The sequence below is a fragment of the Pontixanthobacter rizhaonensis genome, assembly GCF_012972675.1.
Classification (GTDB): Bacteria; Pseudomonadota; Alphaproteobacteria; order Sphingomonadales; family Sphingomonadaceae; genus Pontixanthobacter; species Pontixanthobacter rizhaonensis.
Genome location: NZ_JABCRE010000002.1, coordinates 294,047 through 308,862 on the forward strand (window position 1 = coordinate 294,047; position 14,816 = coordinate 308,862).

The 14,816-nt window shown below is 55.1% G+C and carries 15 protein-coding genes and 1 other RNA gene; 8 read left to right on the plus strand and 8 right to left on the minus strand.

The features are described 5' to 3' along the window. Positions 1 to 69: 69 nt before the first annotated feature. The 6 genes from HKD42_RS01270 to HKD42_RS01295 all read right to left on the minus strand — a co-directional run bounded on the left by HKD42_RS01270 (position 70) and on the right by HKD42_RS01295 (position 4,738). A complete protein-coding gene (locus HKD42_RS01270; RefSeq protein WP_170009552.1) occupies positions 70 to 636 on the minus strand; it encodes a fasciclin domain-containing protein in 567 nt (188 codons plus the stop codon). Positions 637 to 717: 81 nt separating this feature from the next. After that, positions 718 to 1,446, minus strand: a complete 729-nt coding sequence (locus HKD42_RS01275; RefSeq protein WP_246236638.1) for an anti-sigma factor — start codon at positions 1,444 to 1,446, stop codon at positions 718 to 720. Next, positions 1,443 to 2,003: a sigma-70 family RNA polymerase sigma factor gene (locus HKD42_RS01280; protein WP_170009554.1), complete on the minus strand. Its 561-nt coding sequence runs from the start codon at positions 2,001 to 2,003 to the stop codon at positions 1,443 to 1,445. Before HKD42_RS01280 ends, HKD42_RS01275 begins: the two co-directional genes overlap by 4 nt. A 4-nt stretch (positions 2,004 to 2,007) precedes the next feature. Further along, positions 2,008 to 2,676 carry a monofunctional biosynthetic peptidoglycan transglycosylase gene (mtgA, locus tag HKD42_RS01285; protein WP_170009556.1) on the minus strand — a complete coding sequence of 223 codons (669 nt, stop codon included), beginning with the start codon at positions 2,674 to 2,676 and terminating at the stop codon, positions 2,008 to 2,010. Between the two features lie 91 nt (positions 2,677 to 2,767). Further along, the gene (gene rpoH, locus HKD42_RS01290; RefSeq protein WP_170009558.1) at positions 2,768 to 3,670 is read right to left on the minus strand and encodes an RNA polymerase sigma factor RpoH; all 903 of its coding nucleotides are present in this window, start codon (positions 3,668 to 3,670) and stop codon (positions 2,768 to 2,770) included. 123 nt (positions 3,671 to 3,793) lie between these two features. Beyond that, on the minus strand, positions 3,794 to 4,738 hold the full coding sequence (locus HKD42_RS01295; RefSeq protein ID WP_170009560.1) for an RluA family pseudouridine synthase: 945 nt from the start codon (positions 4,736 to 4,738) through the stop codon (positions 3,794 to 3,796). 56 nt (positions 4,739 to 4,794) lie between these two features. Between HKD42_RS01295 and HKD42_RS01300 the strand changes: the two genes are divergently transcribed. The 8 genes from HKD42_RS01300 (at position 4,795) to HKD42_RS01335 (ending at position 12,506) form a co-directional block, all read left to right on the plus strand. Next, on the plus strand, positions 4,795 to 5,190 hold the full coding sequence (locus HKD42_RS01300; RefSeq protein WP_170009562.1) for a M67 family metallopeptidase: 396 nt from the start codon (positions 4,795 to 4,797) through the stop codon (positions 5,188 to 5,190). A gap of 140 nt (positions 5,191 to 5,330) precedes the next feature. Continuing rightward, complete coding sequence (locus HKD42_RS01305; RefSeq protein ID WP_170012007.1) at positions 5,331 to 5,990, plus strand: histidine phosphotransferase family protein; 660 nt, start codon at positions 5,331 to 5,333, stop codon at positions 5,988 to 5,990. Next, the gene (locus HKD42_RS01310) at positions 5,990 to 6,691 is read left to right on the plus strand and encodes an N-acetylmuramoyl-L-alanine amidase (protein ID WP_170009564.1); all 702 of its coding nucleotides are present in this window, start codon (positions 5,990 to 5,992) and stop codon (positions 6,689 to 6,691) included. Before HKD42_RS01305 ends, HKD42_RS01310 begins: the two co-directional genes overlap by 1 nt. A gap of 7 nt (positions 6,692 to 6,698) precedes the next feature. Beyond that, positions 6,699 to 7,152, plus strand: an RNA gene (gene rnpB / locus HKD42_RS01315) — RNase P RNA component class A. 91 nt (positions 7,153 to 7,243) lie between these two features. Further along, the gene (locus HKD42_RS01320; RefSeq protein WP_170009566.1) at positions 7,244 to 9,190 is read left to right on the plus strand and encodes an alkyl/aryl-sulfatase; all 1,947 of its coding nucleotides are present in this window, start codon (positions 7,244 to 7,246) and stop codon (positions 9,188 to 9,190) included. 158 nt (positions 9,191 to 9,348) lie between these two features. Beyond that, positions 9,349 to 10,062 (plus strand): aquaporin Z, encoded by a 714-nt coding sequence (aqpZ, locus tag HKD42_RS01325; protein ID WP_170009575.1) that lies wholly within the window; start codon positions 9,349 to 9,351, stop codon positions 10,060 to 10,062. Positions 10,063 to 10,211: 149 nt separating this feature from the next. Next, on the plus strand, positions 10,212 to 11,666 hold the full coding sequence (locus HKD42_RS01330; RefSeq protein WP_170009577.1) for a flavin-containing monooxygenase: 1,455 nt from the start codon (positions 10,212 to 10,214) through the stop codon (positions 11,664 to 11,666). A gap of 39 nt (positions 11,667 to 11,705) precedes the next feature. Further along, positions 11,706 to 12,506: a hypothetical protein gene (locus tag HKD42_RS01335; RefSeq protein WP_170009579.1), complete on the plus strand. Its 801-nt coding sequence runs from the start codon at positions 11,706 to 11,708 to the stop codon at positions 12,504 to 12,506. A 12-nt stretch (positions 12,507 to 12,518) separates the two neighbouring features. Here HKD42_RS01335 and HKD42_RS01340 read toward each other — a convergent pair whose 3' ends face one another. Continuing rightward, a complete protein-coding gene (locus HKD42_RS01340; RefSeq protein WP_170009581.1) occupies positions 12,519 to 13,829 on the minus strand; it encodes a UDP-glucose dehydrogenase family protein in 1,311 nt (436 codons plus the stop codon). After that, entirely contained in the window at positions 13,826 to 14,644 is an 819-nt protein-coding gene (locus HKD42_RS01345) for a metallophosphoesterase family protein (protein WP_170009583.1), read from the minus strand. Before HKD42_RS01345 ends, HKD42_RS01340 begins: the two co-directional genes overlap by 4 nt. Positions 14,645 to 14,816: the final 172 nt, after the last annotated feature.

Genomic DNA, 14,816 nt, shown 5'->3' on the forward strand with positions numbered 1-14,816 from the left:
TCACCTGCCAGACGGGGTTCGTATCTACGCTGCGTGTGGGGGTGGGTGCAGCGCAGGAATGTTGTGTGATCAGCCTGGCAAGAATACGCCGTCTGTCACGTGGATCACGCCATTTGATGTGGTAACGTCGGCTTGCACAACGGTGCTGGTACGGCCAGCTGCATCGGTGATCACAACCGAACCGTCGTCAATCATAGCAGTGAGCGTGCCGCCAGACAGTGTTGTGATTGTGGCGCTGCCGTCACCGGCTTCGATCAAATCAATCAGATCACCAGCGGTGACTGTGCCTGCAACCGCATGATACGTTAAAATACCAGTGAGTGTGCCTTTATTCTCTGGCTTTACCAAGGTTGCGACAGTGCCATCTGGCAGTTCACCGAATGCATCATCGGTTGGCGCAAAGATTGTGAAAGGGCCTGGTCCTGAAAGTGTTTCTACCAAACCAGCGGCTTTTACAGCAGCGACCAGCGTATTGTGCACGCCTGTGCTCATTGCTGTTTCCACAATATTCGGTGCAGCTTTTGCGGGTTTCGCACCATGATGATGCGCAGCGGCAGGTACAGCCATCATTACGCCGCCCGAAACAGCAAATGTTGCGGCCAAGGCGACAGCTTTGAATGAATTGAATTTAGACATTAAATACTCCTCTAAACAACAAGCCCCGTCCTGCCTGATGTAAGAGATACGCTTGAGCCTGCGATTTGGACGCAAACTTTTCTAAATTTGTACAAAAGTACCTTGTGCGACGACTGGTCCGGCGTCTTGACCCTTGGGTGCGCCGCCTAGCGGTTCGCGAGTTAGTACCATCTGGGCGCCGTCGTTTATATGGCGTGTGAGTGCGGCATCGACAGCCACGCGCCGCTGTTCGCCCGGCACTACAACGCCAAGCGATTTCGCGCCATCATCAGGCGTTACCAGCCACAACTCATGGTCATGCACGCCGTCGGCGGTTAACCCGCTGGCAGAGACCAGCATTTCGGAACGTTCAGGCAAATAGGTAACGGCCAAACGCAAGGGAGTGTCCGCAATGGGGATATTGGCCATAAGCGGGGCAGTGGGCTCCGCTGGTGCAGGTTTCGTCCCGGGAAAAGCAAAGAATGCCAGTGCGACCGCTGCTGCTGCGGATAGTACGCTGGCAATTTGCCACCGGCGTACCCTTCTTTGGAGCGCAACAACATTGGCAGATGCGGCGGAGCGGGCAGGGCGCGCCAACTCTGCCTCTATCCGCGCCCACACTGCCGGCGGCGGAACTGTGCCTGATGCGCCGTCATATAAAGGTGCGAGCTTTTCCTCCCAATCGGCAACGGCCGCAGCAAAAGCGGGATCGCTGGCCATCAGACCGCGCGCGGTGATCAATTCTTCCCCTTCAAGCAAGCGCAATGCGTGCTCTGCCGCGAGGCGGTCTTTATCGGTCATTTCTGGTGAAGTTGGGTTTGAATCTGTCATGCCTCCAAACACCTTTTGAGTTTGGCGAGTCCTCTACGGACCCAGCTCTTCATGGTGCCGAGCGGCACACCCTGCGTTTCGGCCAGTTCTGCATATGTCGCGCCGTGGAAAAAGGCGGTGCGGATGGCATCGCGTTGCCGTTCTTCCAGCGTTTCGATGCAATGATGCACTTGGGCATTGCTTTGCTGAACCTCCAGCTGTTCGTCGGCCAGCGGTGTTTCATCGCTGATTTCCATTGCCTCATCCACGGGCACCGCGCCGCTTTGGACTTTGCCAGATCTCAGCCGGTCAATCGCCCGATTGCGTGCAAAGGTGGCGAGCCAGCTAATCGGGCTGGCCCGTGCCGGATCATACCGGTCGGCACTGCGCCACAAACTGACATACACATCTTGCAAGGCATCCTCGGCGTCATCTCTGGTTCCTAAGATACGCAGGCAAATGCCAAATAGTTTCGCTGATGTGGCTTGATAGATGAATTCCAGCGCAGACCGATCTCCATCAGCCAGCCGGGCAATGGCTGCTTTCAGTTCCTCACGCGCTAAGTCGGCATCGCTCATCGGCTCACTCGTAAACGCAAGAATCCAATCCGTCACGCCTTACCACACCCATCCGTGCCGCGATGGTATTGCCATAGCGCCGGGTGAAGCCGGTGGGGTTTGCAACGGATCGTTTCTTGGGGAGGGGAAGTGCTGCTGCCATCCGTGCGGCTTCGACCTTGCTTAGCTGCGCTGCGGAATGATCAAAATAGCGCTGCGCCCCAGCCTCTGCGCCATAGGTGCCAATGCCCGTTTCCGCGACGTTCAGATAGACTTCCATAATCCGCCGTTTGCCCCAGATCTTCTCGATCAGGAAAGTGAACCACGCCTCGAACCCCTTGCGGACGTAGCCGCCACCTTGCCATAGGAAGACATTCTTGGCGGTTTGCTGGCTGATGGTGGAGCCACCCCGAATACGCCCGCCTTTCGCGTTGCGCTCAATCGCCTGTTCTATCGCTTCACGATCAAATCCGTCATGCGAGCAGAACTTGCCATCTTCAGCGGCGATAACGGCAGTGACCAAGTTCCGGTCTATGTTGGACAGGCTTTCCCAATCCTTGGTGATGCTGTTTTCATCCATCAACATGGTCGCTGTGACGGGTGGCGGGACGAATTTGAATAATAGCACAAAGGCCAGACTAAGGCCGATGAACCACAGGATAATTTTCGCCAGAAATTTGCCAAGCCACATCATCGTTCACGTGTACTTTGATTGGTGAGGCATTCCAACAAAAACCCCGCCAGCATGTCTGCAAGCGGGGCCATTGTTTCGGTAGGTGCGCTATTTACCCGGCTGCTGGCGTGAACCTCTCGCCAGCGATGGTTTTCATCGCTTTTTGCAGCTTTTCAAAAGCGCGCACTTCGATTTGGCGAATGCGTTCACGGCTGACGCTGTAGACCTGTGACAGTTCTTCCAGCGTTTGCGGGCTTTCGGTCAGACGGCGTTCGGTCAGAATGTGCTTTTCGCGGTCATTCAACCCGTTCATCGCTTCCAATAGCATGTCGTGACGCACCTCTGCCTCTTCAGCGTCGGCAACTGTCTCGTCTTGCAAAGGCCGGTCATCCACAAGCCAATCCTGCCACTGGCCGCCATCTTCTTCATCGCCGCGCATTTTGGTGTTGAGCGAGCCGTCGCCGCCCATCATCATGCGCCGGTTCATATTGATGACTTCCTGCTCCGCAACACCAAGGTTGGTGGCGATGGTTTTCACATCATCAGGATGCAGGTCGCTATCTTCGTAGGCTTCCAGTTCTTTCTTCATCCGGCGAAGGTTGAAGAACAGCTTCTTCTGAGCCGCAGTGGTACCCATTTTGACCAAGGACCAACTGCGCAGGATAAATTCCTGCATGCTCGCCTTAATCCACCACATTGCGTAGGTGGCAAGACGGAAGCCGCGCTCTGGTTCGAATTTCTTGACACCCTGCATCAGGCCAACGTTACCCTCGGAAATCAGGTCCGATACGGGTAAGCCATAGCCGCGGTAACCCATCGCGATTTTCGCGACTAGGCGCAGGTGACTGGTCACCAATTGCGCGGCTGCCTCAGGGTCTTCATGTTCCGCATACGCTTTGGCGAGCATATATTCCTGCTCTGCCGTCAGTACCGGATATTTTTTGATTTCGGCCAAATAGCGGTTGAGGCTTTGCTCTCCGCCGAGGGCCGGGACTTTTGCTATTTCGTTACTCACTCTATCCCTAACCTTTCTAGTGCCAGCCGCTTGTTCACGGACCCCTGATGGGCATCCGTAATTTCGGGCCGCGTGGTTACATATAGACGCTCTTTTCTGCTTTTGCAGTGCGTTTCATCGATATCAACGAGTGGTTTCGTCGATCAGTTCCCGCATATCGTCAGGAATCTCGGCGTGAAACTCCACATAGTCACCTGTTACGGGGTGGTTGAACCCCAATGATGCTGCATGCAGTGCCTGCCGGACAAACCGCAATCGTTGCAATACTGGCCGCAAGACAGCGCTTGTTCGTCCATATGCTGGATCCCCTAATAGCGCATGACCGATTGACGCAAAGTGAACGCGCACCTGATGGGTTCTACCGGTTTCAAGCCGGCATTCGACAAGGCTGGCATTATTAAGTGTTTTCAGCGTTTTGTAGTGCGTGATCGCGTGTTTTCCGCGCGCGGAATCTTCATCCAGAACAGCCATCTTTTTGCGGTTTCCGGGGGACCGTCCGATGATGCCTTCGATTGTACCATCGGCAGGGACCGGATAGCCGCCGCATACCGCCAAATAGCGGCGATGGATGGAGTGATCAGCGAATTGCGCCGCCAGCCCTTCATGCGCGGCAGTAGATTTGGCTACAACCAACAAACCAGAAGTATCCTTATCAATCCGGTGTACGATACCGGGACGCGCCACACCGCCGATACCCGATAATTGGCCCTGACAATGGTGGAGCAGTGCGTTCACCAGAGTGCCGGTTAAATTGCCCGCCGCAGGATGCACGACCATTCCAGCCGGTTTGTTGACGACAATCAGATGCGCATCTTCAAACGCGACATCCAGCGCAATATCCTCCGGCTGCGCCTCTGGCTCCGTCGCCGGCGGGACTTCTATGGTGAAATGCGCGCCTGCCTGCATTTTGGCTGACGGGTTGGTCGCAGTGGTTTTGCCCACCACAACGGCCCCTGCCGCCATCAGGGCTTTGACTCGCTCGCGCGACAATCCCGATGCTTCAGCCAACAATTTGTCGAGCCTACCTGATGCGGCAAGGGTTCCAGTGATGGTTTGAGATAGTGACACGGCCTCTCCATAACCTGTTGCACTAACCTTGTCTCTATATGCTAGGGCTCCGTACCATGTCTTTGGTGATTAAGAGCCCGGTACTCCATAGTTTGATATCCGCGGGACAAGACGCCGCTCTGCAGGAGTGTTGCGGTTTGTTGTTGGGGGAGGGCAACATTATCACCGCAATCCAGCGGGCTGGCAATATCCATCCGGCACCGCAAACCCATTTTGAGATTGATCCGGCGGTTTTGATCAATGCGCACAAAGCGCAGCGGAGCGGCGGGCCGGCCATCGTCGGCTATTACCACTCCCACCCCAATGGGTTGACTGCGCCGTCTGAGACCGACGCGGCGATGGCGGCGGCGGACGGAAAGGTTTGGGCGATTATTGCCGGAGACACGGTGACATTTTGGCGTGACGAGAAGAGTGGTTTTACCGCGCTGTCCTACACAGTGACGGAGGTCTAAATCCACGCAATGGCGTTGACGATGACTCGCTGCGAAACCGATTTTTCCACGCGCGGGTGGCGGTGCGGAGATTTTAGGTTAAGACAGTGTCCCATGTGTCCCTTTCCTACAGGAAATATCTCGATAATATGTCCGATACTATGACCGACAAATGTTCTGTCGACCTTGCCGCGCTGCTCTGTTCGCGTTTGTGCCACGATTTGCTCAGCCCGGTCGGGGCGATGAGTAACGGGCTGGAATTGCTGGCGGATGAGAATGATCCGGCGATGCGGCAGCAATGTATGGATTTGCTCAATCAAAGCGCCAAGACCAGCACGGACAAATTGAAGTTCTTCCGTTTGGCCTTCGGTGCAGCGGGCGGCTTTGGTGAAATGGTTGAGGTGGCGGAGCCCAAGGCTGTCATTGATGCGTTGGTGGCGGATAATAAGCGCGTTGAAGCCAACTGGGCGATAGATGCCGCCAAGCTGCCTAAAGATGCCGTGAAAGTGATGCTAAATTTTGCCCATATGGCGCTTGAGGGGCTTGTTCGCGGCGGCACGCTAGACATTGGTGCGGAATCTACCGGCGGCAATACAGAGATTGTGGTGCGGGCTGCCGGGCCGAAGATCGCATTCGATGAAACGGTTGGTAAGGCACTGCAGGGCGAGCTGCCTAGCGATGAACTGTCGAGCCGTACGGCACCGGCGCATATGCTATATTTGATGGCGGAAAAATCCGGCGGCGGACTGCAATACCAGCTGAGTGATGAAGCCTTGGTTTTGGGTGCAGTCCTGCCTGAGCCAGAGGGCCTTATCGGTTAATGGATGAGCTCATCCATCACACGCGGTTATCGCCCAATTGCAATGATCGGAAATTGCCGATTACGATGGCGGTGCTGCATTATACGGAAATGAAGCCGGTTGAGACGGCGCTGGACCGGTTGTGTGATCCCGAAGCGCAAGTCAGCGCGCATTATCTGATCAGCGAAGAGGGTGAGGTGACTCTGCTGGTGCCGGAGGAAAAGCGCGCATGGCACGCAGGGGCATCGCATTGGCGGGATATTAAAGATGTCAATTCCGCCAGTATCGGGATTGAGCTCGACCATCCCGGGCATGGGCTGGGATACAGGCCGTTCGCAGACGCTCAAATCGACGCCCTGATCCCGCTGCTCAGCCGGATTGTGAAGCAATATGACATTCCGCGCGCCAATGTGGTTGCGCACTCAGATGTCGCCCCCGCGCGAAAGACTGATCCCGGCGAGCTGTTCCCGTGGGAGCGGTTGGCAGATCTGGGCCTTGCCCTTGCAACGCCGAAGATCGAATTGGGCGATCCATTTGACAATGACGGGGCGTTTTATCTCGCACTGGAACGCTACGGATATGACATCACCGATGGAATTAAAGCGGTAGAGGCGTTTCAGCGCCGCTGGTGCCCGCGCAAGATTGACGGTGTGATCAATGCCGAAATCCGCGCGATCCTGTTCCAGCTTTTGCTCGACAGGGATCGCGGAGACGCTAGATAGCGACGGGTCAGGGGGCCGGGCAACTGCGTATGGGGTGACCCATCCGAGGAAAGTCCGGGCTCCACGAAATAAGGGTGGCGGGTAACGCCCGCCGGGCTTCGATCCTTACGGGGTAAGAGGTTTAGGGATAGTGCCACAGAGAGCAAACCGCCTGTGCGTTTCGGAAGGAGCACGCGTTCCTTTTGGAAAACGGCAGGTAAGGGTGAAAGGGTGCGGTAAGAGCGCACCGCGCGATTGGTAACAATCGCGGCATGGTAAACCCCACCCGGAGCAAGGCCAAATAGGGGCGGCGCGCCGAGGGCTTCGGTCCAAGGCAGGTCTATTTCGGACCGTGATCGCCCGGGTTGGCTGCTTGAGCTGCGGAGCAATCCGTAGCCTAGAGGAATGGTTGCCCTTGGCGGGCAGGTCCCTTGCGGATACCGCCGCTGAGACAGAACCCGGCTTATAGGCCCCCTGACGTTCTCTTTCTGACAAAAGTACTTGCCTACAGCGGCGGTTGCTGACCAAATGGCCCCAGAATGATCGCTTAAGCGACGCTGGGAGAGACCATAAATGAAGAATCTGAAATTGCTGTCGGCCGTGCCATTTGTCGCGCTTATATTGGCCAATACTAGCCCGCCCGTGGGTGTTGCCACCGATCAGACTGCGCAGCGCAATCAGGCCGTTGCAGAAGCACTGCCCATCGCTGACCAGCAAGATTTCGAGGATGCGCGCCGGGGCCTTTTGGCCCAATTAGAAACGGACATTCTCAACGAGGACGGTTCCGTCGCGTGGAAGATTGACGAATTTGATTTTCTGGACGGCAAAGCACCGCCATCTGCGAACCCGTCACTTTGGCGGCAAAGCCAATTGGCTGCCATCCACGGTTTGTTTGAAGTTGTTCCCGGAGTGTATCAGGTCCGCGGATATGATTTGTCCGTGATGACATTGATCGCAGGGGACAGCGGCTGGATTGTCATCGATCCGCTGCTCAGCGCTGCCCCGGCAAGGGCATCGCTGGATCTGGCCAACAAAACCTTGGGCGAAAAGCCAGTGGTCGCTGTGCTGTTCACGCATAGCCATGCTGATCACTTTGGGGGCGTGCTGGGCGTAACGTCGCGCGAAGAACTGCAAGCTGGTAAAGTGGCAATTTATGCCCCGTATGGCTTCACTAAAGAAACGGTCGGGGAAAGCGTGCTTGCCGGTAACGCGATGAGCCGCCGGGCGCAGTATCAGTTTGGTGCAAATGTACCTTCGGGTGCTGCTGGTGCAGTTGGCGTAGGTTTGGGGCCGAAACTGTCTGCCGGCAGCATTGGTTTGTTGCCGCCGACACGCGAATTATCGACCGACGGTGAAACGTTGGACATTGATGGCATCACGTTTGAATTTGTTGATGCGGGACAGACTGAGGCACCGTCAGAATTTGTCTTTTACCTGCCTCAATTCAAGGCGTTCCATGCTGCCGAAGTTGTCACGCGCGTTCAGCATAACATCCTGACACCGCGCGGTGCGATTGTCCGGGATAGCTTGCAGTGGAGCCGTAAGGTAGACGAATTTCTCAGCCGATTTGGGGACAAGAGCGAGGTTATGCTGGCTTCCCATCACTGGCCGACTTGGGGCGGTGATGCGGTGCGCGATAAACTTCGCAATCAACGCGACGCTTACCGGTATATTCATGACCAAACCTTGAGGATGGCCAATCAGGGGCTCACAATGGATGAGATCGCCGAGGATATTGGCGAGCCCGATTTCGCCAAAACCGATTTTGGTGTCCGAGGATATTACGGCACGTTCGAACATAATTCGAAAGCCGTATATCAAAGGTATTTTGGTTGGTGGAATGCAGTTCCGGCTGATTATGACCCGCTGCCCAAGGTTGAGGAAGCGGCCAAATGGATATCGGCACTTGGCGGGGCCGAAGCAGCGCTGACGCAGGGGCAGAAAGCCTTTGAAGCGGGCGACTACCGCTGGGGTGCACGGCTTCTGCAGACACTGGTTTTTGCCGAACCCGATAATACCGACGCGAAGATGTGGCTGGCATCCACTTACGAACAGTTGGGCTATCAAGCAGAAGGCGGAACATGGCGGAACATCTATCTCTCGGCGGCGCTGGAATTGCGGACACCAAAAGAGAATGACAGCGTTAACACGGTAACAGCGTCGGTATTGGCTGCGTTGCCAACGCTTGATTTGTTCGATGCCTTGGCCGCGCGGTTCAATCCAGCAAAGATGCAAGGGGAGGGCGGGATACTGGCGTTCAATTTCCCTGATACTGAAGAAGAGATTTCGGTCGATCTGCGGCAAAGCGTGATGTTTCCGCGCGTCGGGTCTGCTGATGCGCCCGTCGTTACCCTTTCAATTCAGCGCAGTGATATGAACCGGTTGCTGGCCCAAGAAACCACTTTACCTGAATTGCTGGGGTCAGGTGCCGCCACATTTGAGGGCGATGTCACAGCGCTAGGCAGAATGTTTGGAGCGCTCGATTCCCAGGTGCCGTACTTTGAAATCGTGACTCCATAATTGGATTGCGCGTAGCGGATTTTACATCTTCGCACCATTTTACATCAGGCCGGGCCGAAATCATGTATACCATTTCGGGACACGCAGAATGGCCGGTTTGCAAGATACCGGCTGCTCATAGACGTTCGGTAATGTTTTTTTTGGAGGGGGATTAACCTATGACACGCAAATTGGCGGCCGAAGCATTTGGCACATTTTGGCTGGTATTTGGCGGGTGCGGCTCAGCCGTATTAGCCGCAGCTTTTCCTGAATTGGGTATTGGTTTTGTCGGCGTTTCGCTGGCCTTTGGTTTGACCGTGCTGACGATGGCATATGCGGTTGGCGGTATTTCTGGCGGCCACTTTAACCCCGCCGTTTCAGTAGGTCTCGCAATGGCAGGCCGGTTTGAATGGAAAGAGCTGGCGCCTTATGTCATTGCGCAGCTTATTGGTGCGATGATCGCGGGCTGGGCCTTGTATATCATAGCAAGCGGCCAGGCTGGTTGGACGCCGGGTGGTTTTGCATCCAACGGGTACGATAGTCTGTCCCCGGGCAAATACTCGCTTATGTCGGCATTGCTGATTGAAGTTATTCTCACAGCGGGCTTCCTGATCGTGATCCTCGGATCGACATCGCGCGCAGTGCCCGGTGGTTTTGCGCCAATCTCGATCGGTTTGGCCCTGACGCTGATCCACTTGATCTCGATTCCGGTCACGAACACATCGGTAAATCCTGCGCGCTCTACTGGCGTTGCGTTTTTTGCAGAAACTGGTGCCGCATCGCAGCTCTGGTTGTTCTGGGTGGCGCCAATCGTTGGCGCTATTATCGGCGCAGTTATCTGGCGGTATATTTTGTCGCCGGGCGAAACTCTGGAAGATATCGGCGGCGAATAAGGCCCAAAGCGGGCTCAATAGCTGATGAATTGGGGCGGTTGGCGTTTGGGTCAGCCGCCCCTTTTCTGTCGATGTGATCACGCTATGCTAGCCTTTCGAAGCTGAGTGCGGTGTAATGACAGCAAGCTGTTATACGGGGAAGAATAGCCATGCGGGTTGCCATTATCGGATCAGGAGCATCGGGGCTCGCTGCGGCTTATTACCTAATGGATCGCGGTATCCGGGACGTAACGCTGTTTGAAAAGAGCGACCAATTGGGCGGTACGTGGCGGGATAATACCTATCCCGGCGTGGCCTGCGATGTGCCCTCTCATCTGTATCGTTTCACCTTTGCGCCCAATGCTGAATGGACGCAGCGTTGCTCCCCGGGTCACGAAATCCAGAATTACATGGTCGATGTTGCCCATAAGACGGGAGTTTTTGAGCGCATTCGCTTCGGGCATGAAGTCACTGATACACTCTATGCCCACGGGCAGTGGCAGATCACAACCAATCAAGGACCGCAGGGCAGTTATAATGCAGTCATCTCTGCCGGCGGGGCTCTGCATCACCCCAAAATGCCAGAGATTGAAGGCATGGATGAATTTGCGGGTGTCGCTTGCCACTCGGCGCGGTGGGACAATAGTCTCGACCTTACCGGCAAGCGGGTGGGGATCATCGGTAGCGGTTCGACTGGTACCCAACTCACGTGTGCCTTGGCCGATCAAGTGAGCCAGCTGACGGTATTTCAACGGACCGCGCAGTGGATCATGCCGCTGCCCAATCATCCGATTGAAGAAAAGAAGCGGCAGGAATACCGCGACAACCCCCAGGCGATGGACACGTATTACGACTATTTGGCGGACCGGTTTAACTCTGTCTTTGCTGATGCTGTTTCGGGTCACAATGCCGAAGCGTATGAGGAGATGGCGCGGGCGTGCGAGAACAATTTGCACGCCAGCGTTGCCGACCCAGTTCTGCGCGCCAAACTGACCCCTGATTACAAAGTGGGCTGTAAACGATTGGTGGTTTCCGATCGGTTTTATCAGGCGGTTCAGCAGTCCAATGTGAACGTGGTAACCGACAATATTGACAGAATTGATGAGGCGGGTGTGCGCACGGCCGATGATGTGCACCATGCGTTGGATGTCATTATCTACGCCACAGGTTTTCATGCGCATAGCTTGTGCCATCCCATGCGGATTGTTGGCCGCGAAGATCGTGAATTGCTGGAACAATGGCGTGACGGGAATGTCGCTTACCGTTCGGTCGCAGTCCCCGGTTTCCCCAATTGGTTTATGGTGGGCGGACCCAACAGCCCAATTGGGAACTTCAGCTATTTGATGACTGCCGAAGCCCAGGCGAAGTACATCGCCTCGCTGGTTGGCGAGATTGCCAGTGGGCACGTGCGTAGTATTGAGCCGAAAGAGGATGCAACCAGCACGTATAACACCCAGCTTCGCGATGCCATGGCAGGCACCGTTTGGACCAGCGGTTGCAACAGTTGGTACTTTGATTCCCAAGGACGGGTCGCATCCTATCCCTGGAGTTACACCCGCTTCGCACAAGAGATGAAGGTGCCGGATTGGAACGATTTCATCCTGGAACGGCCAATGACGGGATAGGCGGCTGGAACCTTGCCCTGATTGGGCAGTTCGTTTGCTATGAATGACACACCAGTGCCACGCAGTCTTGCCCAACGGATTGCCATTATACTTGCAGTTTTCGTACAGATCGGTGCAACTTTTTTGCCGCAATTGGGGTTTGGCGATCCGATTGGACAGCGCTCCGACTCGGTGCGAACTTTGGTCACACCATCAGGTTGGGCCTTTTCGATCTGGGGGCTGCTGTTTCTGGGTTCCGTCATGTACGCCGTGTGGCAAGCTCTGCCCGCGCAAAAATACAATAGTTTGGTGAACCGTATCGGTTGGGCATCCGTGGTGGCCTTGGCGGCGCAGGGGGCTTGGGCGGCATACACCCAAGTGGCCAACCTGACTGTGATTTCCGTCATCATCATTCTCACATCGCTATGCGCGTTGCTGCTTATTTTGCGGGAACTGGTGGCGGTAAAGCGGCCATTTACGGCCGGAGAACGGTGGATCGCGGGTTTAACGTTCAGCGCGCTCGCCGCTTGGCTAACGGCGGCGTCCATTGTGAACGTCGCTGCGACCTTGGTATATTACGGCGTAGGTGGCGGTTTTTCGCACCCGTTCATCGCTGCTATTATTGTTCTGATCGGCGGTATTATCGCTGCATTGGCAGTCTGGCGCAGCCGCGGAAATCCTTGGTATGCTTTGGTATTCTGTTGGGCGCTGCTGGCGATCTATTTTCGCGGTGGCCAAGAAAGCTGGGCTATTGCAGGGGCAACGGTGCTGTCGGCACTGGCGGTAATATATGCCGTACTGGCCAAACTTAGCGATCGCGCCGATCGCCACCACTGGTTGGGCGGCGGCAACGCACCGTAAGCCGATCTGGATCTAGCTTCTGCCGATACTGGAATACTCAAATCCAGCGGCACGCACATCTTCCGGTTTATAGATGTTGCGCAGGTCGATCATTACCGGCGCATTCGCCAGTTCCTTGACACGTTTCAGATCCAGCGCACGGAAGGCATCCCATTCTGTCACAATGGCAACAGCATCTGCGCCTTTGATGGCATCATAGGGATCGTTCATCATGGTAACCTCCGGCATCAAGGGTGCCGCGATTTCCATGCCTTCTGGATCAAAGGCTTCAATTGATACACCGGCATCGTGCAATGTCTGCGCAACCGCGATCGCTGGGCTATCCCGCATATCATCGGTGTTGGGTTTGAAGGTCAGACCCAGCAAGGCAACTTTCTTGCCGCGCGCTGCATCAGGGCCGCCCAAGGCGTCGATGACTTTGCGTCCCATCGCCCGCTTGCGGCTATCATTGGTTTTTACGACAGCTTCAACGAGGCGTACGGGGCTTTCATAATCCTCAGCCGTCTTCAGTAATGCCAACGTATCTTTGGGGAAACACGATCCACCATAGCCGGGACCTGCGTTCAGAAACTTTGGACCAATCCTGTTATCGCTGCCAATTCCGCGGCTCACGTCTTGGACGTTAGCTCCGACTTTTTCACACAGATCTGCCATTTCATTGATGAAAGTGATCTTGGTGGCAAGGAAAGCGTTGGCCGCGTACTTGATCAGCTCAGCGCTGCGGCGGCTGGTGAACATAATCGGGGATTCGTTGAGGAATAACGGGCGATAGACCTCACTCATGACCTCGCGGCCGAATTCAGTTTCGGCCCCGATCACGATACGGTCTGGGCGTTTGAAGTCCCCAATCGCGGCACCTTCGCGCAAAAATTCTGGGTTGGAAACAACTGCGAATGTGTGCGGCGTTCCGCTCGCTTCAAGAATGCGTTCAACTTCGTCACCCGTTCCAACCGGTACGGTGGACTTGGTGACGATAACGGCATCGTTGGCCAAGCTGGCACCGACTTCTTCGGCCACGGCATAAACGAAAGATAAATCTGCGTGCCCATCACCCCTGCGGCTAGGTGTACCGACTGCTATGAAAATGGCCTGAGCATCCTTGATACCTTCCGCCAGATCGGTCGTGAATGAAAGCCGTCCGGTCTCAACGTTCTTGCCAACCAGTTCAGCCAGCCCAGGCTCGAAAATTGGCATGACACCTTCGTGCAAACGGTCAATCTTTGACTGGTCTTTATCAATGCAGACAACATCATGACCGAAATCAGCGAAACATGCGCCGGAAACGAGCCCTACATAGCCTGATCCAACCATTGCGATTTTCATTCTGCTGTATCCTTCTTTTGGATGACTATCTTGCCGTTTTTCTTTTCAATAGCTTGGATATAGCGTTGTTCGCTACCTTCCAATACCAGCGCTGTCAGTATTCCAAAGCGGTAGGCACCAGTATCGATGCCAATGCGGTTTGGTCTTTCGACAATATTCTCCACAATCGTATGGCCGTGGACAACCAGATGCGAGTGTTTTCTCGTAGAATTCAAAAAGGGTTCGCGTATCCAGCGGGTGTCGCGCTTGCGCTGTTCATCCATTGGAACCTCGGGATTTATCCCGGCATGCACAAACAGATAATCACCCAGAATGATCATCTCCTCGAAGGATTTGATAAATGCCTTATCAGCTTTAGGCACAAGGTCCTTCATCATCTGTTGTAGCTCAGCAGTTGTAGCGTCGTTGAATTGCTTCTCACTCACCCCGTAGCTTAATATAGTTTCTCGTCCGCCATGTTTGAGAAAATGCCGCATGATGTTCACGCTCTTAAACGCGTCGATCATCATCTCTTCATGATTCCCCATGAGGTAGCGCACTTCGCAACCTTTTGGGCAACGGGGCTGCCATTCCCGCGCGTGACGTATCACGCCCGCGCTATCCGGGCCGCGATCAATTAGGTCGCCCAGCAATATCATAGTCGTTTCAGCGGGGGCGTTCTGTTCAACGTCCTGTTCAATGGCGTCGGTCAAAGCTTCAAAGAGATCAAGCCGGCCGTGAATGTCACCGATCGCATACAGACGCGTTCCCGCTGGCAGCTCGGGACGTTGCGATTTTTTTCGTTTGCCAAAGGCTTTGCGAATGGGGTCAAACATTACGGTTCTAAGATATCCAATTGATCGGTGGCCCCTTAGGGCAGCAGATCATGGGCTGCAATCGCTGAGCGGTGCCTTAACTGCCGGTCACCTGATGTAAAAAACCCACACTTTTTGCCAAGTTGTAGACTTTGGTGAAATTACCCTTGTGCGGCGCAGCATGTCGCGGCAA

Coding starts and splice junctions, on each gene's coding strand:
- mtgA (WP_170009556.1), bottom strand. CDS start 2,676: ATGATGTGGCTTGGCAAATTTCTGGCGAAAATTATCCTGTGGTTCATC.
- aqpZ (WP_170009575.1), top strand. CDS start 9,349: ATGACACGCAAATTGGCGGCCGAAGCATTTGGCACATTTTGGCTGGTA.
- HKD42_RS01330 (WP_170009577.1), top strand. CDS start 10,212: ATGCGGGTTGCCATTATCGGATCAGGAGCATCGGGGCTCGCTGCGGCT.
- HKD42_RS01275 (WP_246236638.1), bottom strand. CDS start 1,446: ATGACAGATTCAAACCCAACTTCACCAGAAATGACCGATAAAGACCGC.
- HKD42_RS01270 (WP_170009552.1), bottom strand. CDS start 636: ATGTCTAAATTCAATTCATTCAAAGCTGTCGCCTTGGCCGCAACATTT.
- HKD42_RS01280 (WP_170009554.1), bottom strand. CDS start 2,003: ATGAGCGATGCCGACTTAGCGCGTGAGGAACTGAAAGCAGCCATTGCC.
- HKD42_RS01335 (WP_170009579.1), top strand. CDS start 11,706: ATGAATGACACACCAGTGCCACGCAGTCTTGCCCAACGGATTGCCATT.
- HKD42_RS01340 (WP_170009581.1), bottom strand. CDS start 13,829: ATGAAAATCGCAATGGTTGGATCAGGCTATGTAGGGCTCGTTTCCGGC.
- HKD42_RS01300 (WP_170009562.1), top strand. CDS start 4,795: ATGTCTTTGGTGATTAAGAGCCCGGTACTCCATAGTTTGATATCCGCG.
- HKD42_RS01305 (WP_170012007.1), top strand. CDS start 5,331: ATGACCGACAAATGTTCTGTCGACCTTGCCGCGCTGCTCTGTTCGCGT.
- HKD42_RS01345 (WP_170009583.1), bottom strand. CDS start 14,644: ATGTTTGACCCCATTCGCAAAGCCTTTGGCAAACGAAAAAAATCGCAA.
- HKD42_RS01310 (WP_170009564.1), top strand. CDS start 5,990: ATGGATGAGCTCATCCATCACACGCGGTTATCGCCCAATTGCAATGAT.
- HKD42_RS01320 (WP_170009566.1), top strand. CDS start 7,244: ATGAAGAATCTGAAATTGCTGTCGGCCGTGCCATTTGTCGCGCTTATA.